Origin of the sequence: Mycobacterium neglectum, assembly GCF_002591975.1 — a bacterium.
Classification (GTDB): domain Bacteria; phylum Actinomycetota; class Actinomycetes; order Mycobacteriales; family Mycobacteriaceae; genus Mycobacterium; species Mycobacterium neglectum.
Window position 1 is genome coordinate 38,158 of sequence record NZ_NVQE01000030.1, and the last position, 25,667, is coordinate 63,824.

The 25,667-nt window shown below is 66.7% G+C and carries 23 protein-coding genes; 9 read left to right on the top strand and 14 right to left on the bottom strand.

Features of this window, described 5'->3' with window-relative positions; genetic code table 11:
- Nucleotides 1–33: 33 nt before the first annotated feature.
- From glnA (CSQ99_RS21340) to CSQ99_RS21355, 4 genes are read left to right on the top strand one after another with little or no spacing between them, the layout of a single operon-like run.
- A complete protein-coding gene (gene glnA / locus CSQ99_RS21340) occupies nucleotides 34–1,374 on the top strand; it encodes a type I glutamate--ammonia ligase (protein WP_099040995.1) in 1,341 nt (446 codons plus the stop codon).
- Nucleotides 1,375–1,433: 59 nt separating this feature from the next.
- Nucleotides 1,434–4,406 (top strand): bifunctional [glutamine synthetase] adenylyltransferase/[glutamine synthetase]-adenylyl-L-tyrosine phosphorylase, encoded by a 2,973-nt coding sequence (locus tag CSQ99_RS21345; RefSeq protein WP_099040996.1) that lies wholly within the window; start codon nucleotides 1,434–1,436, stop codon nucleotides 4,404–4,406.
- 13 nt (nucleotides 4,407–4,419) lie between these two features.
- The gene (locus tag CSQ99_RS21350) at nucleotides 4,420–5,055 is read left to right on the top strand and encodes a PaaI family thioesterase (RefSeq protein WP_099040997.1); all 636 of its coding nucleotides are present in this window, start codon (nucleotides 4,420–4,422) and stop codon (nucleotides 5,053–5,055) included.
- Nucleotides 5,052–5,909, top strand: a complete 858-nt coding sequence (locus CSQ99_RS21355) for a TIGR03619 family F420-dependent LLM class oxidoreductase (protein ID WP_099040998.1) — start codon at nucleotides 5,052–5,054, stop codon at nucleotides 5,907–5,909. The genes CSQ99_RS21350 and CSQ99_RS21355 overlap by 4 nt, the downstream gene beginning before the upstream one ends.
- Here CSQ99_RS21355 and CSQ99_RS21360 read toward each other — a convergent pair.
- Nucleotides 5,906–6,430, bottom strand: coding sequence for a DoxX family protein (locus CSQ99_RS21360; protein WP_099040999.1), 525 nt, complete (start codon nucleotides 6,428–6,430; stop codon nucleotides 5,906–5,908). The two genes, CSQ99_RS21355 and CSQ99_RS21360, sit on opposite strands and share 4 nt — an antisense overlap.
- 146 nt (nucleotides 6,431–6,576) lie before the next feature.
- Complete coding sequence (gene glnA / locus CSQ99_RS21365) at nucleotides 6,577–8,013, bottom strand: type I glutamate--ammonia ligase (RefSeq protein ID WP_099041000.1); 1,437 nt, start codon at nucleotides 8,011–8,013, stop codon at nucleotides 6,577–6,579.
- Nucleotides 8,014–8,131: 118 nt separating this feature from the next.
- Here glnA (CSQ99_RS21365) and CSQ99_RS21370 point away from each other — a divergent pair, with 118 nt between their 5' ends.
- A complete protein-coding gene (locus CSQ99_RS21370; RefSeq protein ID WP_099041001.1) occupies nucleotides 8,132–8,614 on the top strand; it encodes an RDD family protein in 483 nt (160 codons plus the stop codon).
- A 4-nt stretch (nucleotides 8,615–8,618) separates the two neighbouring features.
- Here CSQ99_RS21370 and CSQ99_RS21375 read toward each other — a convergent pair whose 3' ends face one another.
- The 6 genes from CSQ99_RS21375 to sucB are packed head-to-tail and all read right to left on the bottom strand — an operon-like array spanning nucleotide 8,619 to nucleotide 15,589.
- Entirely contained in the window at nucleotides 8,619–10,418 is a 1,800-nt protein-coding gene (locus tag CSQ99_RS21375) for an amidohydrolase (RefSeq protein WP_176561136.1), read from the bottom strand.
- A 24-nt stretch (nucleotides 10,419–10,442) separates the two neighbouring features.
- Complete coding sequence (locus CSQ99_RS21380) at nucleotides 10,443–11,195, bottom strand: DUF4191 domain-containing protein (RefSeq protein WP_099041003.1); 753 nt, start codon at nucleotides 11,193–11,195, stop codon at nucleotides 10,443–10,445.
- Nucleotides 11,196–11,199: 4 nt separating this feature from the next.
- On the bottom strand, nucleotides 11,200–12,174 hold the full coding sequence (lipA, locus tag CSQ99_RS21385) for a lipoyl synthase (protein ID WP_099041004.1): 975 nt from the start codon (nucleotides 12,172–12,174) through the stop codon (nucleotides 11,200–11,202).
- Nucleotides 12,171–12,851 carry a lipoyl(octanoyl) transferase LipB gene (gene lipB, locus CSQ99_RS21390; RefSeq protein WP_099041005.1) on the bottom strand — a complete coding sequence of 227 codons (681 nt, stop codon included), beginning with the start codon at nucleotides 12,849–12,851 and terminating at the stop codon, nucleotides 12,171–12,173. The genes lipA and lipB overlap by 4 nt, the downstream gene beginning before the upstream one ends.
- 17 nt (nucleotides 12,852–12,868) lie before the next feature.
- Entirely contained in the window at nucleotides 12,869–13,777 is a 909-nt protein-coding gene (locus CSQ99_RS21395) for a TIGR01777 family oxidoreductase (RefSeq protein WP_099041006.1), read from the bottom strand.
- 27 nt (nucleotides 13,778–13,804) lie between these two features.
- Entirely contained in the window at nucleotides 13,805–15,589 is a 1,785-nt protein-coding gene (gene sucB, locus CSQ99_RS21400; RefSeq protein ID WP_099041007.1) for a 2-oxoglutarate dehydrogenase, E2 component, dihydrolipoamide succinyltransferase, read from the bottom strand.
- A gap of 148 nt (nucleotides 15,590–15,737) precedes the next feature.
- On the opposite strand from sucB, the gene CSQ99_RS21405 reads away from it, so the two are divergent.
- Together CSQ99_RS21405 and CSQ99_RS21410 are read left to right on the top strand one after the other, a co-directional pair.
- A complete protein-coding gene (locus tag CSQ99_RS21405; protein WP_099041029.1) occupies nucleotides 15,738–16,091 on the top strand; it encodes an oxidoreductase in 354 nt (117 codons plus the stop codon).
- 38 nt (nucleotides 16,092–16,129) lie between these two features.
- Nucleotides 16,130–17,905, top strand: a complete 1,776-nt coding sequence (locus CSQ99_RS21410; RefSeq protein WP_099041008.1) for an SDR family oxidoreductase — start codon at nucleotides 16,130–16,132, stop codon at nucleotides 17,903–17,905.
- On the opposite strand, the gene CSQ99_RS21415 is transcribed toward CSQ99_RS21410, so the two are convergent.
- Both CSQ99_RS21415 and CSQ99_RS21420 read right to left on the bottom strand, forming a co-directional pair.
- A complete protein-coding gene (locus CSQ99_RS21415; RefSeq protein ID WP_099041009.1) occupies nucleotides 17,906–19,438 on the bottom strand; it encodes a leucyl aminopeptidase in 1,533 nt (510 codons plus the stop codon).
- A gap of 18 nt (nucleotides 19,439–19,456) precedes the next feature.
- The gene (locus CSQ99_RS21420; RefSeq protein ID WP_099041010.1) at nucleotides 19,457–20,542 is read right to left on the bottom strand and encodes an adenylate/guanylate cyclase domain-containing protein; all 1,086 of its coding nucleotides are present in this window, start codon (nucleotides 20,540–20,542) and stop codon (nucleotides 19,457–19,459) included.
- A gap of 45 nt (nucleotides 20,543–20,587) precedes the next feature.
- On the opposite strand from CSQ99_RS21420, the gene gcvT reads away from it, so the two are divergent.
- Nucleotides 20,588–21,697, top strand: a complete 1,110-nt coding sequence (gene gcvT / locus CSQ99_RS21425) for a glycine cleavage system aminomethyltransferase GcvT (protein WP_099041011.1) — start codon at nucleotides 20,588–20,590, stop codon at nucleotides 21,695–21,697.
- 53 nt (nucleotides 21,698–21,750) lie between these two features.
- A complete protein-coding gene (locus CSQ99_RS21430) occupies nucleotides 21,751–22,857 on the top strand; it encodes a branched-chain amino acid aminotransferase (protein WP_099041012.1) in 1,107 nt (368 codons plus the stop codon).
- Nucleotides 22,858–22,911: 54 nt separating this feature from the next.
- Here the strand turns inward: CSQ99_RS21430 and CSQ99_RS21435 are convergent, their stop codons facing one another.
- The 4 genes from CSQ99_RS21435 to CSQ99_RS21450 all read right to left on the bottom strand — a co-directional run bounded on the left by CSQ99_RS21435 (nucleotide 22,912) and on the right by CSQ99_RS21450 (nucleotide 25,664).
- A complete protein-coding gene (locus CSQ99_RS21435; RefSeq protein WP_099041013.1) occupies nucleotides 22,912–23,250 on the bottom strand; it encodes a DUF732 domain-containing protein in 339 nt (112 codons plus the stop codon).
- A 91-nt stretch (nucleotides 23,251–23,341) separates the two neighbouring features.
- Nucleotides 23,342–24,073 carry an adenosylcobinamide-GDP ribazoletransferase gene (locus CSQ99_RS21440; protein ID WP_099041014.1) on the bottom strand — a complete coding sequence of 244 codons (732 nt, stop codon included), beginning with the start codon at nucleotides 24,071–24,073 and terminating at the stop codon, nucleotides 23,342–23,344.
- Nucleotides 24,070–25,125 carry a nicotinate-nucleotide--dimethylbenzimidazole phosphoribosyltransferase gene (cobT, locus tag CSQ99_RS21445; RefSeq protein ID WP_099041015.1) on the bottom strand — a complete coding sequence of 352 codons (1,056 nt, stop codon included), beginning with the start codon at nucleotides 25,123–25,125 and terminating at the stop codon, nucleotides 24,070–24,072. The genes CSQ99_RS21440 and cobT overlap by 4 nt, the downstream gene beginning before the upstream one ends.
- Entirely contained in the window at nucleotides 25,122–25,664 is a 543-nt protein-coding gene (locus CSQ99_RS21450; RefSeq protein WP_099041016.1) for a bifunctional adenosylcobinamide kinase/adenosylcobinamide-phosphate guanylyltransferase, read from the bottom strand. Before CSQ99_RS21450 ends, cobT begins: the two co-directional genes overlap by 4 nt.
- Nucleotides 25,665–25,667 lie beyond the last annotated feature (3 nt).

Below are 25,667 nucleotides of genomic sequence, written 5' to 3' on the forward strand. Positions count from 1 at the left end.
ACAGAATTAACAGCCGGTGCATACGCTGCGGATATGGATCGGCAGAAGGAATTTGTGCTGCGCACGCTGGAAGAACGCGATATCCGCTTCGTCCGGTTGTGGTTCACCGACGTGCTCGGCTACCTCAAATCCGTCGCCATCGCACCCGCCGAACTGGAGGGCGCGTTCGAGGAGGGTATCGGCTTCGACGGGTCAGCCATCGAGGGCTTTGCCCGCGTCTCGGAGGCCGACATGGTCGCGCGGCCAGATCCGTCGACGTTCCAGGTGCTGCCGTGGACCTCGAGCGCGGGCGACCACCACTCGGCACGGATGTTCTGCGACATCACGATGCCGGACGGTTCGCCGTCATGGGCTGACTCCCGTCACGTCCTGCGCCGCCAGCTGTCCAAGGCCAGCGACCTCGGCTTCTCCTGCTACGTACACCCCGAGATCGAGTTCTTCCTTCTCAAGCCTGGGGAGTACGACGGTTCGATCCCGGTCCCGGCGGACAACGGCGGCTATTTCGACCAGGCCGTCCACGACGCCGCGCCCAACTTCCGCCGTCACGCGATCGACGCGCTCGAGCAGATGGGCATCTCGGTCGAGTTCAGCCACCACGAGGGTGCCCCGGGCCAGCAGGAGATCGACCTGCGCTACGCCGACGCGCTGTCGATGGCCGACAACGTCATGACCTTCCGCTACGTCGTCAAGGAGGTCGCACTCGCCGACGGCGTGCGGGCGTCGTTCATGCCCAAGCCGTTCTCCGAGCATCCCGGATCGGCGATGCACACCCACATGAGCCTGTTCGAGGGTGACACCAACGCCTTCCACAGCGCCGATGACGTCTTGCAGCTCTCCGACGTCGCCAAGTCGTTCATCGCGGGCATCCTCGAGCATGCCAACGAGATCAGCGCCGTCACGAACCAGTGGGTGAACTCCTACAAGCGCCTGGTCCACGGTGGTGAGGCGCCGACCGCTGCGTCCTGGGGCGCAGCCAACCGTTCGGCGCTGGTGCGGGTGCCGATGTACACGCCGCGAAAGGCGTCGTCGCGACGCGTCGAGGTGCGCAGTCCCGACTCGGCGTGCAATCCGTATCTGACCTTCGCCGTGCTGCTGGCTGCGGGACTGCGCGGCATCGAGAAGAACTACGTTCTTGGTCCGCAGGCCGAGGACAACGTATGGAACCTCACCCCCGAGGAACGCCGCGCGATGGGCTACAAGGAGCTGCCCGGCAGCCTCGGTGTGGCGCTGACCGAGATGGAGAACTCCGAACTCGTGGCGGAAGCGTTGGGGGAGCACGTCTTCGACTACTTCCTGCGCAACAAGCGAGCCGAGTGGGAGAACTACCGCAGCAGCGTCACGCCGTTTGAGCTCAAGGCCTACTTGTCTCTGTAAGTGTCTCTGTAGCGGTCGCTGTAGTCGGACCCCGACCGCCCGTGCGCTAACGTCGAGCCGTGGCCAAACCCGCGACGCAGCGACCGAAGCTGCCCAGCGTGGGACGGCTCGGGTTGGTCGAACCCACCGCGCCCACCGATCTGGATCGGCTTGGGTGGAACACCGAGGCTCACGTCGAGTTGTTGTGGTCCCTTTCGCGCGCCCCCGACGCCGACACCGCGCTGGCTGCGATGGTGCGGCTGGTCGATGTGTTGGGCGACGGCTGGGGTGAGCTCGACCGGCAACTGATCACCGACCGCGGCCTGCGGGGCCGGCTGTTCGGTGTGCTGGGCTCGTCGCTGGCACTCGGTGACCACCTGGTCGCCCACCCGCAGAGCTGGCACTTGCTTGCGGGAAGTGTGTCGTTGCCGTCGGCCGACGAACTGCACGCCACGTTTGGTGACGTCGCCGAAAAGACAACGGGCGCAACGGATGCATTGCTACCGCTGCAAAGCCTTTACCGTGACCGGCTTTTGGTGCTCGCGGGTCTGGACCTGGCGTCGACCGTCGAGAACGAACCCGTCCTGCCGTTCACGACCGTCGGTGAACATCTGTCCGACCTCGCCGATGCCGCGCTCGGTGCCGCGATGACTGTTGCCCACAAGTCGGTGGGAAGCGCCGAGGCGCCACGACTGGCCGTCATCGCGATGGGCAAGTGCGGCGCGCGCGAGCTGAACTACGTCAGCGACGTCGACGTGATCTTTGTCGCCGAGGGTTCGCCGGACAATCTCGCGATCGCGACCCGGGTGGCGGGCGAGATGATGCGGTTCGCGGGGGACGCGTTCTTCGAAGTCGACGCTGCGTTGCGGCCCGAGGGCAAGCGGGGTCAGCTCGTCCGCACGCTGGACTCCCATGTGGCCTACTACCAGCGCTGGGCCAAGACGTGGGAGTTCCAGGCGTTGATGAAGGCACGGCCCGCGGTCGGTGACGCCGAGCTCGGCAAGCAGTACATCGAGGCGCTGATGCCGATGGTGTGGACGGCATGCGAGCGGGAGGATTTCGTTCCCGAGGTGCAGGCGTTGCGCAGGCGCGTCGTCGAGAACGTGCCCGCGGGCATGCGGACACGCGAGATCAAGCTCGGTACCGGCGGGCTGCGCGACGTCGAGTTCGCGGTCCAGCTGCTGCAGTTGGTGCACGGCCGCAACGACGAATCGCTCCATGTGGCGTCGACCGTCGACGCGCTGGCTGCCCTCGGCGATGGCGGCTACATCGGACGCGACGACACCGCGAACCTGACCGCGTCCTATGAGTTTCTGCGGCTGCTCGAACACCGATTGCAGCTGCAGCGGCTCAAGCGCACGCACATACTTCCCGACGATGACGACGACGAGGCGCTGCGCTGGCTGGCGCGTGCCGCCCATATGCGTCCCGACGGCACCCACGACGCCCTCGGCGTGCTGCGCGAAGAGCTGAAGCGACAGACCAAGCGGGTGTCGCGGCTGCACGCCAAGCTCTTCTATCAGCCGCTGCTGGAATCGGTTGGCGCATTCGGGATTCCGGAGGGCCTCAGTGCTGAGGCGGCCGAACGTCAGCTGGCCGCGCTGGGTTACGAAGGCCCGCAGAGCGCGTTGACACACCTGCGGGCATTGACGGGCGAGGGCGGCCGACGCGGGCAGGTGCAGCGGGTGCTGCTGCCCACGCTGCTGGACTGGCTCTCGGATACACCGGACCCCGACGCGGGTCTGCTGTCGTACCGGCGCATCAGCGAGGCGCTGTCGGATGCGCGGTGGTATCTGTCGACGCTGCGCGACGAGGGAGCGGTGGCCAAGCGGCTGATGCGGGTGCTGGGTGTTTCCGCGTACGTGCCCGAGTTGCTGATGAGGGCTCCGGAGGTCATCCAGCTCTACGCCGACGGCCCCAGCGGCCCCAAGCTGCTCGAAGTCGAGCCCGACGGGGTTGCGCGCGCACTGGTCGCGTCGGCGGGGCGGCACGCTGACCCGCTGCGGGCGATCGCCGCGGCGCGCACGTTGCGAAGGCGGGAACTGGCCCGGATCGCATCTGCCGACCTGCTGGGCATGCTCGAGGTCACTGATGTGTGCTACGCGCTGACGTCCGTGTGGGTGGCGGTGTTGCAGGCCGCGCTCGAAGCGATCATCCGGGACAACATCGGCGACGACGGCGCGCCCGCGCGCATCGCGGTGATCGGGATGGGTCGTCTCGGGGGCGCCGAACTGGGCTACGGGTCCGACGCCGACGTGATGTTCGTCTGTGAACCCGTAGAAGGCCGGGCGGGTGTCGACGAGGCCGCCGCGGTGAAGTGGTCGGTATCGGTGGCGGAGAAGGTACGTGCGCTGCTGGGCACGCCGTCCGCGGATCCGCCGTTGGAGGTCGACGCCAACCTTCGTCCCGAAGGCCGCAACGGTCCGTTGGTGAGAACGCTCGCCTCATATGAGGCGTACTACGAGAAGTACGCCCAGACGTGGGAGGTGCAGGCGCTGCTGCGTGCGCACCGGGTGGCAGGCGATCCGGACTTGGGGGAGCGCTTCCTGTTGATGATCGACAAGACGCGCTACCCAGCCGGTGGAGTCTCTCAGCAGGCGGTGCAGGAGATCCGGCGCATCAAGGCCCGCGTCGACGCCGAGCGGCTGCCGCGTGGCGCCGACCCGAACACCCACACCAAGCTCGGCCGCGGCGGACTGGCCGACATCGAGTGGACGGTGCAGCTTTTACAGCTACGACATGCGGATAAAGTTCCTGCGCTGCACTGCACTTCGACGTTGAATGCGTTGAACGCGATCGGTGCCGCCGAGCTGATCGCGGAGGGCGACGTCGAGTTGCTTCGGCAGGCCTGGCTGACCGCGACCCGGGCGCGAAATGCGCTGGTGCTGGTGCGCGGCAAGCCCACCGATCAACTACCGGGGCCGGGCCGTCAGCTCAACGCGGTGGCGTTGGCCGCCGGCTGGGGTAGCGACGATGGTGGCGAGTTCCTGGACAACTACCTACGTGTGACTCGTAGGGCAAAAGCGGTGGTACGAAAGGTTTTCGGAGAATAAGCATGGTGAGTGAATGAGCATGGATTTCGGGTTCGACGTCATCAGTGACGCGGAGTACGAGCGGCAGCGTGCGCTCTACGGGCCGCTGACGGAATCATTGCGCAGGCTGATCGAGGCCGGCCTGCACACCGAAGTCGACGAGGACACTGTTCGCGATGCTCAGGACAGGATCGCCGCGCTGACCGAGCTACTCGAAAGCAAGCAGCGTTCCGTCACGACGACGCTGCGCCATGAGGCCACCGGGCGGCCGCTGGCATGGGCGAATCCCGCTGTGGGACTGCGCAATGCGATCGCACCGCCGATGATCATCCATCACGAGGACGACGGGCAGTGCTGGAGCGAATTCACATTGTCCGGCGCCTACGAGGGGCCGCCCGGATGGGTGCACGGCGGCATCTGCGCCCTGGTGCTCGACCACCTGCTCGGCGAGGCGGCCAGTGAAGGGCTGACGCAGCCGAAGTTCACCGGCACCATCTCGCTGCGATACCTGCGTGGTACGCCGCTGGGGCCGTTGCGCGCGGAGGCCTTCGTGGAGCGGTCCGAGGGCGTGAAGACGTTCGCCCGAGGGTATTTGAAGGACGCCGAGGGTCCGACAGTCGAGGCTGAAGGTGTGTTCATCCGGCCCGCGTGGGCGCGTGACGCCGGATGAAAGTTTATGTGAGCGCCGCTTTTCTCGATACGAATGAAGTAGTCGATATCGCCAAGGCTGCAGATGAACTCGGTTATGACGGCCTGGGCATCCCTGACCATGTGATCAACCTCGAAACGCTGAAGACACCGTATCCCTACACGAAGGACGGTAAGCGGCGGTGGGAGGCCTTCACCGATTGGCCGGATCCCTGGGTGCTGATCGGTGCCCTCGCAACGGTGACGACGCGGTTGCGCTTCGTCACCACGGTATACCTGCCTGCGATGCGCGACCCGTACTCGGCGGCGAAATCCATTGGCACCGCAGCGGTGTTGGCCGGCGGGCGGCTGGAACTCGGTATCGGTGTGGGCTGGTGCGAGGAAGAGTTCACCCTGATGGGGCAGCGGTTCGATCGGCGCGGTAAACGCACCGACGAAATGCTCGAGCTGATGAAGGAACTCTGGAAGCCGGGCTGGACGGAGTTCGACGGCGAGTTCTACCAGACGCCGCGGCTGGAGATGGAGCCGACGCCACCGCACATCCCGATTTATGTCGGCGGGCTCTCCGACATCGCGCTGCGTCGCGCCGCGCGCCACGACGGGTGGATCGGTGACCTGATCAACACCGACCAGGCGATCGAACGCGTCGACAAGCTACGCGTGCTGCGCGCCGAGAAGGGCCTGTCGATGGACGACTTCATTGTCATCACACCGCTGACCGACGCGTTCACCCCCGATCATTACGAGCGGGCGCAAGCGGGTGGCATCGACGGGATCATCACGATGCCGTGGATGTTCTATTCGGGACCGCAGGCCACACTCGACGAGAAGATCGACGGCATGCGCAAGTTCCGCAAGGACATGGCGCTGGACTAACGACGTCGGAACCGGCTCAGCAGGCCGCCCCGCGCCCGTGGCGCGGCTTGACCGGTGACCAGGGGGCGGCCGGCCGTCGTGCCCGTTCGGGCCACGCCCGCGCGTCGTCGGGTATCGGCCGCCCAGGCGCCTGCGCCCGTCGTGGCGAGCAGCAGGAACGCGAAACAGAACATGACGGCCAACTCTCCGCCGTTGGCGATCGGCCAGAACGGCGCCGTCGCGTCGCCCTTGAGGATGGGCCAGTGCGCATAGAAGTACGCGAACGCCATCTCGCCTGCGGCGACGAACGCCGCAATGCGGGTGAACAATCCGAGCGTGATCAGGATGCCCAGAACCAGTTCTATGAGCCCGGCCCACCAGAACGGAAACGAACCGGTCGGGATCGGCGTCGGCGCCGGGATCGGCCAGTCGAACAGCTTCTGGGTGCCGTGCATCAGGAACAGCAGACCGAAGACGATGCGGAAGACGCTCAGGACGGGAGAGTGGTAGCCCGCGAGGCGGGCGTCCAGATTGGTCGTCATGCCCTTAAACCCTACGCGTAAGCGCACAGGATTTTCACAGCCAAATGACGAAGGGCCGGATGGCGCGAATGCCACCCGGCCCTTCGGTCAGAGCTGTATCAGACGTCGCGTCGGCGAGCCGACTAAACGTCGCGTCGGCGAGCCGACTAAACGTCGTAGTAGAGGGCGATCTCGTACGGGTGCGGCCGGATCTGCACAGGCAGGATCTCGTTCTCACGCTTGTAGGAGATCCAGGTCTCGATCAGGTCCTCGGTGAAAACGCCGCCCTCGGTGAGGTATTCGTGATCCTCCTCGAGCTTGTCGATAACCGCGGACAACGAGGTCGGAGCCTGCGGGATGCTGGCGGCCTCGTCCGGCGGCAACTCATAGAGGTCCTTGTCGACCGGGCTCTGTGGCTCGATCTTCTTCTTGATGCCGTCCAGGCCGGCCATCATCATCGCCGCGAACGCCAGGTACGGGTTGCCCGAGCTGTCCGGGCAACGGAACTCGAGGCGCTTGGCCTTCGGGTTGTTGCCGGTAATGGGAATGCGAACGCACGCACTCCTATTGCGCTGGCTGTACACCAGGTTGATCGGGGCCTCGTAGCCCGGCACCAGACGCTTGTACGAGTTCACCGTCGGGTTGGTGAACGCCAGCAGCGACGGCGCGTGATGCAGGATGCCGCCAATGTAGTGGCGGGCGGTGTCCGAAAGGCCCGCGTAGCCGGACTCGTCGTGGAACAGCGGCTGGCCCTCTTTCCACAGCGACTGGTGGGCGTGCATTCCGGAGCCGTTGTCGCCGAACAGCGGCTTGGGCATGAACGTCACGGTCTTGCCGGCCTGCCATGCCGTGTTCTTGATGATGTACTTGAACAGCAGCAGGTCGTCGGCCGCGTGCAGCAGCGTATTGAACTTGTAGTTGATCTCCGCCTGTCCTGCGGTGCCCACCTCGTGGTGACCGCGCTCCAGGATGAAGCCCGCGTTCTGGAGATTGGTGCACATCTGGTCGCGCAGGTCGACGTAGTGGTCATACGGTGCGACGGGGAAGTATCCGCCCTTGGGGCGCACCTTGTAACCACGGTTGGGCGACCCGTCGGCCTCGAACGGCTCGCCCGAGTTCCACCAGCCGGACTCGGAGTCGATCTCGTAGAACGTGCCGTTCATCTTCGAGTCGAAGCTCACCGAGTCGAAAATGTAGAACTCGGCCTCGGCACCGAAGAAGCAGGTGTCGGCGATGCCGGTGCTCGTGAGGTAGTTCTCGGCCTTGCGGGCCACGTTGCGCGGGTCTCGCGAGTAGGCCTCGCGGGTGAACGGATCGTGCACGAAGAAGTTGAGGTTCACCGTCTTGGCCGAGCGGAACGGATCGATGCGCGCAGTCTCGGGGTCGGGCAACAGCATCATGTCGGATTCGTGGATCGACTGGAAGCCGCGCACCGACGAACCGTCGAAAGCCAAACCGTCCTCGAAGACACTCTCGTCGAACGCGGATGCCGGGATCGAGAAGTGCTGAACCACCCCGGGCAGATCGCAGAATCGGATGTCGACGTACTCGACTTCCTCGTCCTTGATCAACTTGATGACGTCGTCAGCCGTCTTTTCTGCCACTGAGAACTCTCCTTATATCTGGTAACCCGCGCGTTGACGCTATGGACAGGATGTTGCACCGTCATCAACCTCATGTTGCGCCGAAGTTACGCAATGCCGCAGCGCATATCCTGACAGTATGGCCCGCGCATTGGGGTCCTGGCTGTCGGGGTCCGAACCGGGCAGCGAATCAGGACTCAACGAATATCCCGGTCAGCGCCTTGGTTTGCCCGAATCCGGCCCCGGCTCGATCGCCGGTTTCGGTAGGCGCATCGGCGCGTTACTGATCGACTGGTTCATCGCCTACGGACTAGTCGGGCTACTTGTCGCGCTCGGGCTGATGAACCAGCAGACCTTCTTGTACAGCCCGATGGGTTCCACCTCCATCGCGGTGGTCTGGGTCGTGCTCGGCATCATTTCGGTGCGACTCTTCGGCTTCACACCGGGTCAGTTGGCACTCGGCGTGCGGGTGGCGTCGGTGGACAACCGGATTCACGTCGGGCTCGGCCGCGCGACCGTGCGGGGCATTCTGGTGTTCTTCGTCATCCCGGCACTGTTCACCGACAGCGATCTGCGCGGCTACCAGGACCGCTTCACGAACACCGCCGTCGTCAGGCGTTGACTCCTCAGCCCTCGTGGCGGACTTGGCCGTTCATCATGGTCATCGTGACCTTCACCTGGTGAATGTCGTGCGGATCGATCTCCAGGATGTTCTTGTCGAGGACGATCACGTCGGCGAGCTTGCCGACCTCCAGCGAGCCCACCTTGTCCTCCAAGCGGATCTGGTAGGCGGCACCGAGGGTGTTGGCGTGCACCGCCTCGGCGACTGACAGCCGCTGGTCGGCGGGCGCCAGCACGTCGGCGTCGGGCTTCCCGATGAGCTGACGCGTCACTCCGATCTGGATCGAATCCAGCGGTTTGTAGGTCGAGAAGTAGCCCGCGGCCGGCCAGTCGGTCCCCAGCGAGATGCGGCCACCGGAGCGCAGTACGTCCTGCGTGCGGTAGAAGAGGTCCTGTCGGGGCTGCCCGTAGCGCGCAGCCATATTCGTCACGGTGTCGGGGTCGGCCGACATCCAGTTCGCGGAGAACTGGGCGACGACGCCGAGTTCTCCGAACCGCTGGCTGTCGGGATCCTGGACGTAGACCAGATGCGCAACGGTGTGTCTGCGGTCGCGGGGTGGGTTCGCCGCGATGGCGCGCTCGATGGAATCCAGAGCCGTTCGTGCGGTGCGTTCGCCACACGCGTGGACGTGCACGTCGAATCCGGCGGCGTCGACGTCACCGACCAACTGATGCCACTGATCTTCGGTGAACGGGGATGCGCCGGTGGAGTCGGGTTTGTCGGCATAGGGCTCGATCAGCCAGGCGGTGTACCCGCCCTGCGTGCCGTCGCCGATCACCTTCACCGCGCCGACCCCGACCAGTTCGGTCGAGATCCGGTTGCGGATATCGGTCAGCTTGGCAACCGCATCGTCGACGGGTGCCTCTTTCACGCTGTAGGAGGCGACCACGCGGAACGGCAACGCCCCCTTGGCCTCCGCATCGGCGTACAGCTCGATCAAGGCGCCCTGGTCATCACCGATGGGGGGCACGCCCGCGTCGAACACCGATGTGATGCCGGCCGCCGAAGCCTTCGGCAACCACGCTTCCATCAGGGAACCCATCGTCTCCGGTGAGATCGGTTCGATGGCATTGACCAGTCCGAGGACAGCATTGACTTCGAGCACGTACCCGGTGGGCTCGCCGTTCTCGTCGCGCACGTAGTAGCTGAATCCGGGGATCGGGTCCTCGGATTCGCGGGTGATGCCCGCCTTTTCGAGGGCCCTGCTGTTGGCCCACAGGCTGTGCCCGTCGATGGCGAAGAAGAAACCGGGACGGTCCGGCAGCACCTTGTCCAGGTCGGCGCGGGTGGGTCCCTCGGGGCCGAACATGTCCACGCGCCAACCGAATCCGCGGATCGGACCGTCGGGATTCTCTTTGGCGTACTTGTCGATCGCGGCCAGCGCATCGGCTCCCGTCGGTACCTGCAGATCGACACCCGTGGTCAGAAACGCCCCGAGGAACGGATGGATGTGGCCCTCGACGAACCCGGGCATGAGCAGTCGGCCCTTGAGGTCGATGACCTTGGTGTCCGGTCCGGCCAGCGCCATCGCGCCTGCCTCGTCGCCGACATAGCTGATCGCGTTGCCCGTGACGGCGACGGCCTGCGCCCACGGTGCCGCGGTCGAGACCGTATAGATCGGGCCGTTGCGGAACACGAAGTCGGCAGGCAAAGGTTCGGGGCCGGGCTGTACCGAACACGAGCCCGCCGCTGTCACCGCCACCGTGACGGCTGCGGCCGTCAGCAAGGTGCGACGTGTCAGATGCGTGCTACCAGTACGACCGAACGCAGCGAAGTGCGGCGCCCACTCGCACGCACTACACAACTGGTTCCCCCCGGATGTCTGCGGCTACTTCCGTCGGACCGTGCGCTGGACGCCGCGCATCTTGGCCTGCGCGGGGAGTGGCCCCTTGGGCATCGCGGCGGGGCCGATCTTGGTGCCCAGCGCGGCCAGGCGCGACTCCAAAGAGTCCATCTGCTTGACGGTGATGTTGGCGGGCAGCTTGTTGAGGTGGCGTTCGAGCTTGGCCAGCGGAACCTCGTCCTCGGCGTTGCCGATGACGATGTCGTAGATCGGCACGTCGCCGACCAGTCGGGCGGTGCGCTTCTTCTCCTGCGCCAGCAGCGGCTTGACCCGGCTCGCCGAGCCTTCACCCACAAAGATCACGCCGGGGCGTCCGATCACCCGGTGCACCGCGTCGAAATGGCCGGTGGCCGCAACGCCGGGAGTCACCCGCCACTTGCCGCGAAGGTTATCCAGCGCCCACGCGGCCGCACCGGTCTGGCCCTCGGCCTTGCGGTAGACCGATTTCTGCGCACGACGCCCGAAGATGATGAAGGCGACGAGTGCTCCCAGCACGACTCCCAGCGGAATCATCATGTACGTGGTGAACCCACCTGCGAAGATGCCGAGCACCACCGAAGCCGCCACGATCAGCACGAACGCGCCGATCATGTAGGGCAGCAGCCGCTTGTCCTCTTTGCGCTGAATCTGGAACGCCTGCCACAGCTGACTGCGGCGCTGCTTGGACGCCGCCTTGCGGGCTGCCTTGGCCTCGGCCTTGGCCGCCTTGTTGGCAGCGGGTTTGCGGGATTTCGCCATTGGTTCAGGATACGGAGTGCGATGTCGCCGCCGCGGCGGCTCCGGTGTCGGCTTCCGACGGTCGGGTCGCGACCGCCTGCGCATACAGCCGGCCCGCCCGATACGACGACCGCACCAGCGGGCCGGCGAGCACGCCCGCGAAGCCGACCTCGGTCGCGAACCGCTCGTGCTCGACGAACTCCTCGGGCTTGACCCAGCGCTCCACCGGGTGATGCCGCACCGACGGCCGCAGGTACTGGGTAATGGTGACGAGGTCGCAACCCGCCTCGTGAAGATCGGTCAGTGCCGTCCGGACCTCGTCGGGAGTCTCACCCATGCCGAGGATGAGGTTGGACTTGGTGACCAGGCCGTCGGCGCGCGCCGCGGTCAGTACCGAAAGGCTGCGCTCGTAGCGGAAGCCCGGCCGGATCCGCTTGAAGATGCGGGGTACCGTTTCGACGTTGTGCGCCAACACTTCTGGACGGGCGGCGAACACCTGCGCCAGGAGGTCCGGTTCGGCGTTGAAATCGGGGATCAGTAACTCCACCCCGGTGTTCGGGTTGAGTTCCTTGATCGCGCGCACGGTCTCTGCATACAGCCAGGCGCCGCCGTCGGGAAGGTCGTCGCGGGCCACGCCGGTGACCGTCGAATAGCGCAACCCCATCGCCTGCACGCTTTCGGCGACGCGGCGCGGTTCGTCGCGATCGAGTTCGGCCGGCTTGCCGGTGTCGATCTGGCAGAAGTCGCAGCGGCGGGTGCACTGTTCACCGCCGATGAGGAAGGTGGCCTCGCGGTCTTCCCAGCATTCGAAGATGTTCGGGCAGCCCGCCTCTTCGCACACGGTGTGCAGGCCCTCGCGCTTCACCAGCGCCTTGAGCTCCTTGTACTCCGGCCCCATCTTCGCGCGCGTCTTGATCCATGGCGGCTTACGCTCGATCGGCGTCTCGGCATTGCGCACCTCGAGACGCAGGAGCTTTCGGCCTTCCGGAGCTACTGTCACTGCGTCAATGCTACCGACAGGCGGCCGTCTAGGGCATCACCGACGGCCGCAGCCACCGGTTCGAGGACATCTGTGACGCCGACCTGCCTGCCCAACTCGGCGGTCAACGACGTGACGCCGGCATCGGAGATGCCGCACGGCACGATCGCCGAGAACGCGGAGAGGTCGCAGTCGCAGTTCAGTGCGAACCCGTGCAGCGTCGTCGCCCGCGACACCCGGATGCCCACGGCGGCCACCTTGCGGGCCGGGCGCCCACCTTGCCTGGGCACCCACACCCCGGAGCGGCCCTCGATCCGGCCGGTCTCCAGGCCGAGGCTTGCGCACACCTTGATCAGCGATTCCTCAAGGCGCCGAACAAAATTCACCACATCCAGCGGCTCAGCCAGACCGACGACGGGATATCCGACCAACTGTCCGGGGCCGTGCCAGGTGATCTTGCCGCCACGATCGGTATCGATTACCGGAACGTCGGACACGCCGGGCCTTTCACTGGGCAGTGTGCGCTTGCCTGCGGTGTAGACCGACGGATGCTCGAGCAGCAGCAGTGTGTCGGGTCCACCGGCGATGCGTGCATCGGCCAGGTCGCGCTGCAGTTGCCAGGCCTGTCGATAGTCGACGGTGCCCAGTCGCTGTACCTCGATGGATGCGGTCGTCGACCGAATGGACGCTGGCGCCATGACTTTGACGGTACGCGCTAGCCGGCCTTGGGCGCGGTGGCGAATGCCAGCGCCTCGCCGATCGTGTTGTGGTGGAACTCGAATCCGGAACGCTCCAATGCGGCGGGAATGGCGCGCTGGCCGCCGAGCAGGCCCTCGTCGGCGAACTCGCCGAACGCGGCCCGCAAGGCAAAGCCCGGCACCATCATTGGTGTGGGGCGATTCACCGCGCGGCCCATGGCGGCGGTGAATTCGGCGTTGGTGACCGGCGCCGGTCCGGTCAGATTCACCGGACCCGACAATCCGTCGTGGGTGATCGCGAACAATATGGCGCGCACCTCGTCCTCGAGGCTGATCCAGGGCATGTACTGGCGTCCGTTACCGAGGCGGGCGCCCAGGCCCAGCGAGAACAGCGTCTTGAGTCGGCCGAGCACTCCGCCGGCCTCCGTCAGCACCAGGCCCGAGCGCAGCGTCGCCACCCTGGCGCCGTCATTCTCGGCCGGTGCCACCGCGGCCTCCCAGTCCTGACACAACTGGGCCAGGAATCCGGCGCCTGCCGGTGCGGTCTCGTCGACGGTGCGGCTACCGGTGTCGCCGTAGTAACCGACGGCGCTGGCATTGATCAGCACGGGCACGCCGGCCTCAGCGACGGCTGAAGACAACACCTCAGTCGGACCGATGCGGCTGTCGCGCAGACTCTGCTTGAACGCACCCGACCATCGCTTGTCGGCGACGTTGACGCCGCACAGATTCACCACGGCGTCGACCCCCGACAACGTGCTCGGGTCGAACTCGCCGGTGTCCGGGTTCCAGAACACCTCGTCGGCGTTGGACGGTGCGCGGCGCACGATCCGCAGTACCCGGCGATCGGTCGCCCGCAGGGCGTACACCAACGCGGAACCGATCAGGCCGGAAGATCCGGCGATAGCAATGACGGTGTCGGACACGACAGGCGGCAGTCCTTCCCGGTCGACCTACAGACCCAGATCGGCCTCGAATGCGCCGTCTTCGAGGCGACGCTTGATGGTGGTCACGAAACGCCCGGCGTCCGCACCGTCGACCAGCCGGTGGTCATAGGTGAGCGGCAGGTAGCAGACGGACCGCACACCGATCGACTCGTTCCCCGAGGCGTCGACGATCACCCGCGGCCGCTTCACGATCGCGCCGGTGCCCAGCATCGCCGCCTGCGGCGGGACCAGGATCGGAGTATCGAAGAGTGCGCCCTGGCTGCCGATGTTGGTGATGGTGAATGTGCCGCCGGACAGTTCGTCGGGCTTCAGGTTGCCCGAGCGTGCCCGCTCGGCGATGTCAGCGATCGCGCGTGCCAGCCCGGCCAGCGACAGGTCCCCGGCGTTCTTGACCACCGGTGAGAGCAGGCCCTGCTCGGTGTCCACCGCGAAGCCCAGATGCTCGGCGTCGTAGTAGGTGATCTCCTTGGACTCTTCGTTGTAACTGGCGTTGACGTTCGGATGCGTCTTCAGCGCGTCGATGACTGCGCGGGCGATGAACGGCAGGTACGTCAGGTTGACGCCTTCCCGCTCGGCGAAGTCGTTCTTCGCGCGTGCCCGCAGCGCCACGATCTTGGTCATGTCGACCTCGTGGGTCTGCGTCAACTGCGCTGTGGCCTGTAGGGATTCGCGTGTCTTCTTCGCGGTGATCTGACGGATCCGGTTGGCCTTCTGCGTGGTGCCACGCAGATGCGCAAGGGCGGCGGCAGGTGCGGGCGCCTCCTTGGGTGCGGGTGCCTCCGGCGCCTTGGCGGCCGGGGCCTTCTTGGCTTCCGAGGCTGCGACGACGTCCTGCTTGCGGATCCGCCCGCCGACACCGGTTCCCTTCACCGACGCGAGGTCGACGTTGTTCTCCGCAGCCAGCTTCCGAACCAGCGGAGTGACATACGGCGAGCCGTCACCTGACGGCGCCTCCGCAGCGGGCTCCTGCTTGGGCTCGGACTTGGGCTCGGGCTTCGGCTCCTGCTTGGGCTCGGGCTTGGGCTCGGACTTGGGCTCCTGCTTGGGTTCGGGCTTGGGCTCCGGCTCGGGTTCCTTCTCGGGTTCGGGCTCGGGCTCGGGTTCCTTCTCGGGCTCGGGCTCGGGCTCGGGTTCTGACTCGGCTGCGGCATCCGCGTCGCCGATCTTGGCCAACTCGCCCCCGACCTCGACGGTGTCGTCCTCTTCGGCGGTGATCGAGACCAGCGTTCCGGCGACCGGCGAGGGGATCTCGGTGTCGACCTTGTCCGTGGACACCTCGACCAGCGGCTCGTCGACCTCGACGGTGTCGCCGACCTTCTTCAGCCACCGGGTCACCGTGCCCTCGGTCACCGACTCGCCGAGCTCCGGCATGTTCACCGATGTCGCCTTGCCCGACGACTTGGCTGCCGGCTTGGCCTCGGGTTCCGGTTCCGGTTCCGGCTCGGGCTCGGGCTCGGGCTCTGCCTCCTGCTCTTCGGCGGCGGGCTCCGCCTGCGCTGCAGGCTCGTCGTCAGACTTCTCGTCGGGTCCGGAGTCGTCGCTGCTGGATTCGCCCGCCTCGCCGATGACCCCGAGCTCGCCGCCCACCTCGACGGTGTCGTCCTCCTGGGCGACGATCTTCTGCAGCACACCGGCCGCGGGTGAGGGGATCTCCGTGTCGACCTTGTCGGTGGATACCTCGAGCAGCGGTTCGTCGACCTCGACCGTGTCTCCCTCCTGCTTGAGCCAGCGGGTGACAGTCCCCTCGGTAACGCTCTCTCCGAGTGCGGGCATCTGAACGGAGATGGCCATGCTTTTGGGCTCCCTCGAACGGTCTGTCGCAGGTGGTCGATTTGTCTGTTCCCATCCTGTCACGTCCGTACCAAGCTTTCGTCGCAGAGTCGGTGAGCCGATGCTCTGGCACTATCGAAGGAGGTAGACGAAGGGAGTGCGACCCGAGGTGGGTTTGTTCGACAGATTCTCGCGCGGTGCGCGCAAGGGCAAAAGCGGCGGAAATGACCCAGCCGCGGATTTGAAATACCTCCGGCAGTGGGTGGCTGACCACCATGGGGTGGAAGCCTTCGTCGAGCCGAAAACAGCCGTCACCGAGGTCACGGTCGTCCTGGTGGCCGCCGACGGCGAGTGGACGAGGCGGCGTGCCGGGGGAGATGCCGGAGCTCGCCGGCTGTCGGATCGGCTCGACATTCCGGTCTACGACGTCCAGAAGGTCGGGTACCCGCAGCGGATGCGCGACTACGACGCTCGACGCCGGATCGAGCGCAAACGGGCCGCCCGTGAGGAGCTCGAAGGCTGATACGGTACCAGCGGTCCCACTAACTCGCGGGAGGTGCCATGACAGCGACGGCGCAGGCTATCGAGCGATTCGTCGACAGCAGCGGCGGAGTTCAGATCGCGGTCTACGAAGAAGGCAACCCCGACGGGCCCACGATCGTCCTGGTCCACGGCTGGCCCGATTCCCATGTGCTGTGGGATGGCGTCGCCCCGTTTTTGGCGGACCGGTTCCGCATACTGCGCTACGACAACCGCGGAGTCGGGAACTCATCGGCCCCGAAAACGACCTCCGAATATCGGATGTCCTGCTACGCCGACGATTTCGCCGCGGTGATCAACTCCGTGGCGCCCGGTGAGAGAGTGCATGTGCTGGCTCACGACTGGGGATCGGCGGGCATGTGGGAGTACCTCACCCGGCCCGATGCGCAAGACCACGTGGCGTCGTTCACGTCGTTGTCCGGCCCCAGTGCCGATCACACCAACCGCTTCGTCCTGGGCAGTCTCAAGCAGCCGTACCGTCCGCGCCGGTTCGCCCAGGCCCTCGGCCAGTTGGGGCGGCTGACGTACATGGGCGTGTTGTCCATACCCGGGTTCGCGCCGATGATCGTCCGCAACGTCCTGGCCGACCGCGTCACGATGATGCTGAAGAACCGCGACGGCATACCCGACGAGCAGGTCCACCATTCGCAGACCTACAAGACCGACGCCGCCCGCAGCTCGAAGGTTTACGGCGCCAACTACTTCCGCTCATACCTGCCCCCCAAGCGCGATCCGTACATCGACGTGCCGGTGCAGGTCATCGTGAACACGAACGATCCGTTCGTGCGGCCCTACGTCTACGCCGACACCCACAAATGGGTGTCGCGGCTGTGGCGCCGCGACATCCACGCGGGCCACTGGTCGCCGATGTCGCATCCCGCGACGATCGCGCGCTCGGTACACCAACTGACCGACCTCCTCGAGGGCAAGCCGGCCAGCAGAGAGCTGTTGCGGGCGCAGGCCGGCCGGCCGCGCGAGGAATTCGGTGACACTTTGGTTTCCGTCACCGGAGCGGGCAGTGGCATCGGTCGCGCTACCGCACTCGAATTCGCCCGGTTGGGTGCCGAATTGGTGGTCAGCGACGTCAACGAGGCAGGCGTGAAGGAGACCGCCGCCACGATCGCGTCGCGGGGCGGGGTGGCCCATGCGTACACCCTTGACGTCGCCGATGCCGAAGCCGTCGAGCAGTTCGCCGAGACGGTGTGTGCCGATCACGGTGTTCCCGACGTCGTCGTGAACAATGCGGGCGTCGGCCATACCGGCATGTTCCTCGATACGCCACGCGACGAGTACGACCGTGTGCTGAACATCAACTTCGGCGGAGTCGTCAACTGCTGCAGGTCATTCGGCCGTCGACTGGTCGATCGCGGCGCGGGCGGGCACGTCGTCAACGTGTCGTCGATGGCGGCGTACTCGCCGCAACAGTCGATGAACGCCTACTCCACAAGTAAGGCGGCCGTCTTCATGTTCGGCGACTGTCTGCGCGCCGAACTGGACCAGGCGGGCATCGGACTCACGACGATCTGCCCCGGGTTCATCGATACGAACATCGTGCACACCACGCGGTTCGACGTCCCCGCCGGCAAGGCGGGGAAGGTCGAAAAGCGTCGCGAGCAGATCGAAAAGGCCTTCGCATTAAGGCGTTACGGTCCCGATAAGGTTGCCAAGGCCATCGTGTCATCGGTCAAGAAGAACAAGGCGATCCGGCCCGTCGCGCCCGAGGCGTACCTCGTGTACGGCGTGTCCCGCGCGCTTCCGCAGGTGATGCGCAGCACCGCCCGCGGCAAGGTTCTCTGACTAGCCGTTCTCCGCGATGTCCTCAAGGACGGCGAACATCGTCCGCGTCGGCACACCGGTACCACCCTTGCCGGTGTAACCCCACGGACCGCCGGTGTTGTATGCCGGCGCCGCGATGTCGATGTGTGCCCACTGGACCCCGTCGGCGACGAACTCGCGCAGGTACGTACCGGCGACCAGCATTCCGGCGTAGCGCGAACCGCTCACGTTGGCCAGATCGGCCACCGTCGACTTGAGGTCGTCCTTGAGTTCCTCGGGCAGCGGCATGGCCCACGCATTCTCGCCGACCTGCTGGCTACGCTGCGCCACCCGATCGCGGAACTCCTCGCTGCCCATGACGCCGGGGGTGCGCGCACCGAGCGCCACGGTCTGGGCGCCCGTCAGCGTCGACGTCTCGATCAGGTAGTCGGGGTCGTCCTCGCAGGCTCGCACGATGCCGTCGGCCAGGATCAGCCTGCCCTCGGCATCGGTGTTGAGCACCTCGACGGTGATGCCGCCGTATTGGGTGAGCACGTCGCCGGGCCGCTGCGCCGTCGCGGAGGGCATGTTCTCCGCCATCGGCACTGTCGCGATGACGTCGATCGGGAGCTTCTGCTTGGCGGCCAGCACCACGGTGGCGATGACGGCGGCCGCCCCGCCCATATCCGAGGTCATGTGGTGCATGTTGGCGGCCGGCTTGATCGAGATGCCGCCGGTGTCGAACGTGATGCCCTTGCCGACCAGCGCGACCTTCTTGGACTTCTTGCCTTTGCCGCCGCGGTAGGCGAGCCGAACCAGCCGCGGCGGGCGTGAGGAGCCCTTGCCGACGCCGACGATCCCGCCGTAGCCGTCCTTGGACAGCGCCTTCTCGTCGAGCACCTCGACCTCAAGACCTGCGGACTCGCCCAAAGCCTTTGCGCGTTTGGCAAATTCGGCGGGATAGAGGTGACTCGGCGGGGTGTTCACGAAATCGCGGGCCGTCGCCACGGCCGTCGCGATATCGGCGGCTCTGACCGCCGCGTCCTTCGCCTTGGCTTTCGTGTCGACCGCCAGCGCGGTGATGGCGCGCAGCCCGGTGTCCTTGGGTGCGGTCTTCTCGCTGCGGAACTCGCTGAACCGGTAGGCGCCAAGGATCAAACCTTCGATCGCGGCGCCCAGGTCGATGTCGGACAGCGTGGTGATGACCGCCTCGACACCGTTCAGCGATCGCGCGGCCACCCCCGCGGCGCGGCGGATGACGTCGGCGGGCCACGCGTCGCGGTCCTTGCCCAGCCCGACCGTCACCACACTGGTCACCGGGAGCGACGGCGCGATCACCCGGGTGATCTGGTCTGGGGTTCCCTTGGCGCCGAGCGCTTCGAGGGCCACCTCGATCTCGCCGACGGCCTCGGCGTCGAGGAAAGGATTCGCGACGACTGAAGCCACTGAAGCCCTGGCGTCATCGTCGGACCCGCTGACCACGCCGACGATCAGCACGGCGTCGACCTTGCGCTTGGGCAGCGAGGCGCTGACGGTGACGGTGGGGGCCTGATAACCGGAATTTGCTGGACTCACGAGCGATAACCCTAGCGCTCAGCGGGACATGTGCAGGTCGTAGGCCAGCACCGGATCGTCGAAACCTTTGAGAGTCAACGGTTCCTGTGGAATCGCTGTCCAGTCGGGCAGCTGGTCGCGGACATCGGTCGACGCCAGGATCTGGCCGGGCGCCGCCGCCGCGACGAGGCGGGCCGCCAGGTTCACCGGATTTCCGAAATAGTCGCCACCGATGGCCAGTACCTCGCCGAAGCCGAGCCCGGCACGCACCTGCAGCCCGGTCTCACGGGCGCGGGGGTGCTCGACGAGATCCATCGCCACCTTGACCAGCAGTTCGGGCGTCGAGGTCACCCACATCACCTCGTCGCCGATGAACTTCACCACGCGACCGCCGTCGGTGTGCACCATGTCCGAGACCGAGCCGCCGAAGTCGGTGAGCAGGTCGAACAGGTCCGTCGGGTCCATCACCTGCGTGAGCTGGGTGAAGCCGGTCAGGTCTGCGAATCCCACTCCGCACGTCACGGTTGCCGACGCGTCGGTGATGACGCCCTCGAAATGAGTTCGGGCGCTGACGATGTGCTGCCGAAAGACCGCGTCGATCAGCACGCCGAAGGTGTGGGTGATCTCCGTGATTTCGCGGTATGCCATCGCCGTGGTGAGCTCGTCGCCGCTGATCGCCATCAACAGGTCGGGCCGCGCCATTCGCACCATCGTCCCGCCCGCCTCGGCGACCCGGGACATCGCGTTCCCGAGGATCCGCAGAAACGCGAGTGCCGGTACGTCGCCGACCAGCGCCTTGCAGGCCACCCACGTCGCGAGTCCGTCGACATCCATCTGACTCAGCATGAGCGCGTCGGGGTCGGCGATCGTCAGCCCCAACGCGGTCCACGCCGTCGCCACCTCGGGCAGTGTCACCCCGAGCGCCTCGGCGGCCGTACGCAGGCTGTAGGCCGGGCGGCCGGGTCCCTGCAAGGCATCGCCTGCCAGGCCGAAGAGCCGACCTCGGCGCTCGGCTTCGACCATCTCGTCGGCTGAGAACCCGAGTTTGTCCAGGTAATCGATCAAAGCCGCGCGGTGGCGAGCATTTGAGATTCCGGCTGCCTCCAGGGCATCGAAATCGACCACGACCCGAGTCTGCCAGCGTCGACGCCGCGATTAGGGTGGATTTCCGTGGAGAACACGCAACCGAGCGAAGTCTTGCAGGGCCCCCTCGACGAACGTCATCGCCAGCTCGGTGCCAGCTTTGCCGAATTCGGCGGCTGGCTGATGCCCGTCTCCTACGCGGGCACGGTCACCGAGCACACCGCAACGCGCGAGGCCGTCGGTCTTTTCGACGTGAGTCACCTCGGCAAGGCACTGGTGCGCGGTCCCGGCGCGGCCTTCTATGTCAACTCCGCGCTCACCAACGATCTGCGCCGCATCGGGCCGGGTAAGGCGCAATACACGTTGTGCTGCACCGACTCCGGCGGAGTGATAGACGACCTGATCGCGTACTACGTGTCCGACGACGAGATCTTCCTGGTGCCCAATGCGGCCAACACCGCGGCCGTCGTCGCCGCGCTGGCCGAACGTGCCCCCGCCGGGCTCACGATCACCGACGAGCACCGGTCCCATGCCGTCCTGGCGGTGCAGGGACCGAAGTCACCCGAAGTCCTGGGTGCACTGGGACTGGCGGCCGATATGGACTACATGGGTTATGTCGACGCCGAATTCAGCGGTGTCCCCGTGCGGGTGTGCCGCACCGGCTACACCGGCGAGCACGGCTATGAACTGCTGCCGCCGTGGGATCAGGCCGGCGTGGTGTTCGACGCACTGGTCGATGCCGTCGGTTCGGCCGGGGGAGAGCTGGCGGGCCTTGGCGCCCGAGACACCCTGCGCACCGAGATGGGCTATCCATTGCACGGCCACGAACTGTCCCTCGAACTGTCGCCGCTGCAGGCGCGGTGCGGCTGGGCCGTCGGCTGGAAGAAGGACGAATTCTGGGGCCGTGAGGCGCTGCTGGCCGAAAAGGAGGCCGGACCGCGACGGCTGCTGCGCGGATTGAAGGCCGTCGGTCGCGGGGTGCTGCGGCCCGACCTCACCGTGCTCGACGGGGACCGTCAGGTCGGCATCACGACATCGGGAACCTTCTCTCCGACATTGAAAGTCGGCATCGCACTCGCGCTGATCGACACCGACGCCGATATCGCCGACGGACAACGGGTGTCGGTCGATGTCCGCGGCCGCGCCGTCGAATGTGAGGTCGTGCCTCCGCCTTTTGTCCGCGCGAGGACGCGCTAGGCACCCATTCGTCGAGCCGAAAACTCGGTAGTCAGCGGATATACAATCGCTGCATGACTGACCGCCCCCTCGAGTTCACCGCCACGCGCAACGCAACCCCGGCGAGCGACGAGGTACGGGCATCGATCCTGGCCAATCCCGGATTCGGCCAATTCCACACCGACCACATGGTGTCGATCGACTACGTCGAGGGCAAGGGCTGGCACGACGCGCGGGTGACCCCGTACGGGCCGATCGAACTCGACCCGTCCGCGATCGTGCTGCACTACGCCCAGGAGATCTTCGAGGGCCTCAAGGCCTACCGCTGGGCCGACGGGTCCATCGTGTCGTTCCGGCCGGAGTCGAACGCAAGCAGGCTTCGGACCTCAGCCCGACGCCTCGCGATTCCCGAACTGCCCGAAGAGGCGTTCATTGAGTCGCTGCGCCAGTTGATCGCCGTCGACGAGCAGTGGGTGCCACGGGCGGGCGGCGAGGAGTCGCTGTACCTGCGGCCGTTCGTGTTCGCCACCGAGCCGGGCCTCGGCGTGCGGCCGGCCAACGAGTATCGGTACATGGTGATCGCGTCGCCTGCCGGCGCGTACTTCAAGGGCGGCATCAAGCCGGTCAGCGTGTGGCTGTCGACGGAGTACGTGCGCGCCTGCCCCGGCGGCACGGGGGCGGCCAAGTTCGGTGGCAACTACGCCGCATCGCTGCTCGCGCAGGCGCAGGCTGCCGACAACGATTGCGACCAGGTGGTGTGGCTGGATGCCGCCGAACGCCGCTATGTCGAAGAGATGGGCGGCATGAATCTGTTCTTCGTATTGGGCAGCGGGGGATCTGCACGCCTGGTGACGCCTGAGCTGAGCGGCTCGATACTGCCCGGCGTCACACGAGACTCGTTGCTGCAGTTGGCAACCGACGCCGGATTCGCCGTCGAGGAACGCAAGATCGACGTCGACGAATGGCAGAAGAAGGCGTCGGCAGGCGAGATCACCGAGGTGTTCGCATGCGGGACCGCCGCGGTCATCACACCCGTCGCCCGCGTCAAGCACGCCGACGGCGAATTCACCATCGCCGACGGCGGCCCAGGCGAAATCACCATGGCGCTGCGTGACACGCTGACCGGAATTCAGCGCGGCACGTTCGCTGACACGCACGGCTGGATGGCACGGCTGAGCTAGAAACGACCAGGGGACCCCACCGCAGTGGGGTCCCCGGTTCGTGAGTGTGCGCTGCTAGCTGAGGGCAGCGTCGTGCTCGGGGCAGTAGGTGGCGACTGACGCGCCGACGAAGAACGCGGAGTCCTCCGCCACCAAATCGGTGGTGGTGGAGACGGAGTCGACGGCGTCGTACAGCGACTGGCCCTTGTCGAACATCGAGCAGACGTCGAAGGCGAGGCTGACCGCTTCCTCGGTCGAGGGCGGCGTGATGCCTTCGTCGGCGAGCACGCTGACGAACATGTCGTCGGTGGTGGTGGCGCCTGCGGCGCCGGCGCTGACGAGTGCGGCGATGCCCAGGGTGGACGCGACGGCAGCGGCGCCGATCAAAGCGGTGAGGTGGCGGAAGGTAGGCATTGCGGTTCCTCTCGGTTATCGATCCCCGTTGTGGGTTGGGAAAAGACTCCGATGCCGCCCTTGACGAATTCTTGACAGATTCTTGGGGCCTCTAATGCGGGCCGATCGCCAGCCCGACGGCGGCCACCGTCGTCGTGATTTCGACCGCCGCACCCAGCACATCGCCGGTGATGCCACCGAATCGCCGCACACAGTGCGCCACCAGCGCGGCGCCGCACGCGAGCGCGACGAGGACGGCCAGCGGTCCCTGCCACAGTCGCGGGCCCGCCGCCATTGCCGCCGTCGCGACCACGACTATCCATATCCCTGCCACCGCGATCGGTTGGGTGCCCGCGACCCTGCCCCCGAGCGAACTCCCCTCCGCGGCAGGTACCGAGCGGCGACAGGCCTGCACCGCGGCCACCCGCCCGGCCGTCACCGCGACGATCACACCGACGGCGCTACCGGCCGTGAACGCGAAGGCCTGCGCCAGGAGCACGACCACCAACGCCGCCACGCCGAACGGCCCTGCCGACCCGTCGCGCATCACCTCCAGCGCGCGGTGCGGCGGCCCATAGCAGCCGAGGCCGTCAGCGGTATCCGACAGTCCGTCGGCATGCAGGCCGCGGGTGGCGAGCAGGAGTACGGCGACCGCGAGCACGCCACCGAGCGGATTCGATCGTCCGAAGGCCCACTCCGACGCCAACAGCGTCGCGGCCGCCGCGGCTCCCAACGCCACGCCCACCAGCGGAAGCGCGGTCAGCGCACCCCGGCCGAACGGCACTGACGAGCGCACCGGCAGCACGGTCCCGAACGCCAGCGCGCCAGCGACCGAGCGGATCACGGCTTATCGGGTGGGCTGGTGATACCGGCCTCATCGAAGGTCGCCATCGACGACAACGTCGCCACCGCGGCCCGCACGACCGAAAGCGCCACCGCGGCACCGGTGCCCTCGCCGAGCCGCATCTGCAGATCGACGATGGGTTCGAGGTCCAGTCGTTGCAGCGCCAGCGCATGCGCCGGCTCGGTGGACCGGTGGCCCGCCTGCCACCACTGCTTGGCACCCGGCGCGAGCTCCTCGGCCACCAGCGCCGCGGCCGTCACCACCACTCCGTCCAGTAGCAGCGGTGTGCGCCGGACCGCGGCTTGGGCACAGAATCCCGCCATCGCCGCCAGATCAGCCCCACCGCAAACCCGCAGCAGCGCAACGGGATCGCCCGCCGATCCGCGGCTCCGAAATAGCGCGTCCCTGATGGCGGCGGTTTTGCGGGCCCACCCCGCGTCGTCGACGCCGGTACCGCGACCGACGACCGCAACCGGCTCGGAATCGGTCAGCGCGGCAATGAGAGTCGTTGCGGGCGTGGTGTTTCCGATGCCCATATCGCCGACGATCAGGACGTCTGCACCCGAGTCGACCTCTTCGTCGGCGATACGCCGTCCGGCATCGAGCGCTGCGGCAACCTCGTCGTCGTTCAACGCGTCCTCGACGGCGATGTTGCCGCTGCCGCGGCGGACCCTGTGCGCACCGATCGACGGGGTAAGCGACTCCTTGGCGTCGACGGCGATGTCGACCACGCGCACTGTCGCGCCCGCCGCCGCGGCGAGGACGTTGATCGCAGCGCCGCCCCTGTCGAAGTTGGCGACCATCTGCGCGGTGACCTCAGCTGGATAGGCGGATACACCCGCCGCCGCGACGCCGTGGTCGCCGGCGAACACCACCGCCCGCGCCCGCTCGAACTGGCGAGGCGGACAAACGCCCTGACACGACGACACCCAGACCGACAGGGCCTCCAGCCTGCCAAGCGAGCCCGGTGGTTTGATCAAGTTCGCCTGCCGGGCACGTGCCGCGACGGCGATGTCGGCGTCCGGTGGCGCGACGGCATCGAAGTCGGTCATCCCACCGAGTCCTTCACCGTGACGGGCTGACCGGCGACGACGAGCACCACCCGGTCGCACACCGCGGCCAGCCGCTGATTGAGGGTACCGAGTTCGTCGGCGAACCGGCGCCCGGCCTCCGTGGCAGGCACCACGGTCAGCCCGACCTCAGGTGAGACGACTGCCAGCGCTGAACCGAACGAACCCACCGCGTCGACCAGGTCGTCGACGTCGGCTGAAACGGATCCGCCGATCCAGGCGTGTGTCCGATCCATCGCCGCGGTCAGCCATCCGCCGATGTCGTCGACCACGGTCGCCGTGGCGTCGTCTGAGCGCAACTGCATTGCGATATCAGCGGTTTCGACCGTGGACCAGCTCGACGGCCGGCGACGGCGGTGTGTCTGGACCCGCGCTGACCATTCGGCATCCGTTGTCGCGACGGGTCCGGTGGCCAGGTAGCGCACGGCCGCCGTGTCGCGCGACTCGGTGATCTGGGCGATCTCGGACTCCGCCCATTGCGACTTGCCCGACCGGATGCCACCGAGCACCAGGATGCGCACTGG

Excerpts from the sequence above, each read along its gene's own strand:
- cobT (WP_099041015.1), bottom strand. The coding sequence starts at position 25,125 with ATGACCGACTTCGATGCCGTCGCGCCACCGGACGCCGACATCGCCGTC.
- CSQ99_RS21430 (WP_099041012.1), top strand. The coding sequence starts at position 21,751 with ATGACTGACCGCCCCCTCGAGTTCACCGCCACGCGCAACGCAACCCCG.
- CSQ99_RS21355 (WP_099040998.1), top strand. The coding sequence starts at position 5,052 with ATGAAAGTTTATGTGAGCGCCGCTTTTCTCGATACGAATGAAGTAGTC.
- lipB (WP_099041005.1), bottom strand. The coding sequence starts at position 12,851 with ATGGCGCCAGCGTCCATTCGGTCGACGACCGCATCCATCGAGGTACAG.
- CSQ99_RS21360 (WP_099040999.1), bottom strand. The coding sequence starts at position 6,430 with ATGACGACCAATCTGGACGCCCGCCTCGCGGGCTACCACTCTCCCGTC.
- CSQ99_RS21435 (WP_099041013.1), bottom strand. The coding sequence starts at position 23,250 with ATGCCTACCTTCCGCCACCTCACCGCTTTGATCGGCGCCGCTGCCGTC.
- CSQ99_RS21370 (WP_099041001.1), top strand. The coding sequence starts at position 8,132 with ATGGCCCGCGCATTGGGGTCCTGGCTGTCGGGGTCCGAACCGGGCAGC.
- CSQ99_RS21350 (WP_099040997.1), top strand. The coding sequence starts at position 4,420 with ATGAGCATGGATTTCGGGTTCGACGTCATCAGTGACGCGGAGTACGAG.
- CSQ99_RS21410 (WP_099041008.1), top strand. The coding sequence starts at position 16,130 with ATGACAGCGACGGCGCAGGCTATCGAGCGATTCGTCGACAGCAGCGGC.
- glnA (WP_099040995.1), top strand. The coding sequence starts at position 34 with ATGGATCGGCAGAAGGAATTTGTGCTGCGCACGCTGGAAGAACGCGAT.
- CSQ99_RS21380 (WP_099041003.1), bottom strand. The coding sequence starts at position 11,195 with ATGGCGAAATCCCGCAAACCCGCTGCCAACAAGGCGGCCAAGGCCGAG.
- sucB (WP_099041007.1), bottom strand. The coding sequence starts at position 15,589 with ATGGCCATCTCCGTTCAGATGCCCGCACTCGGAGAGAGCGTTACCGAG.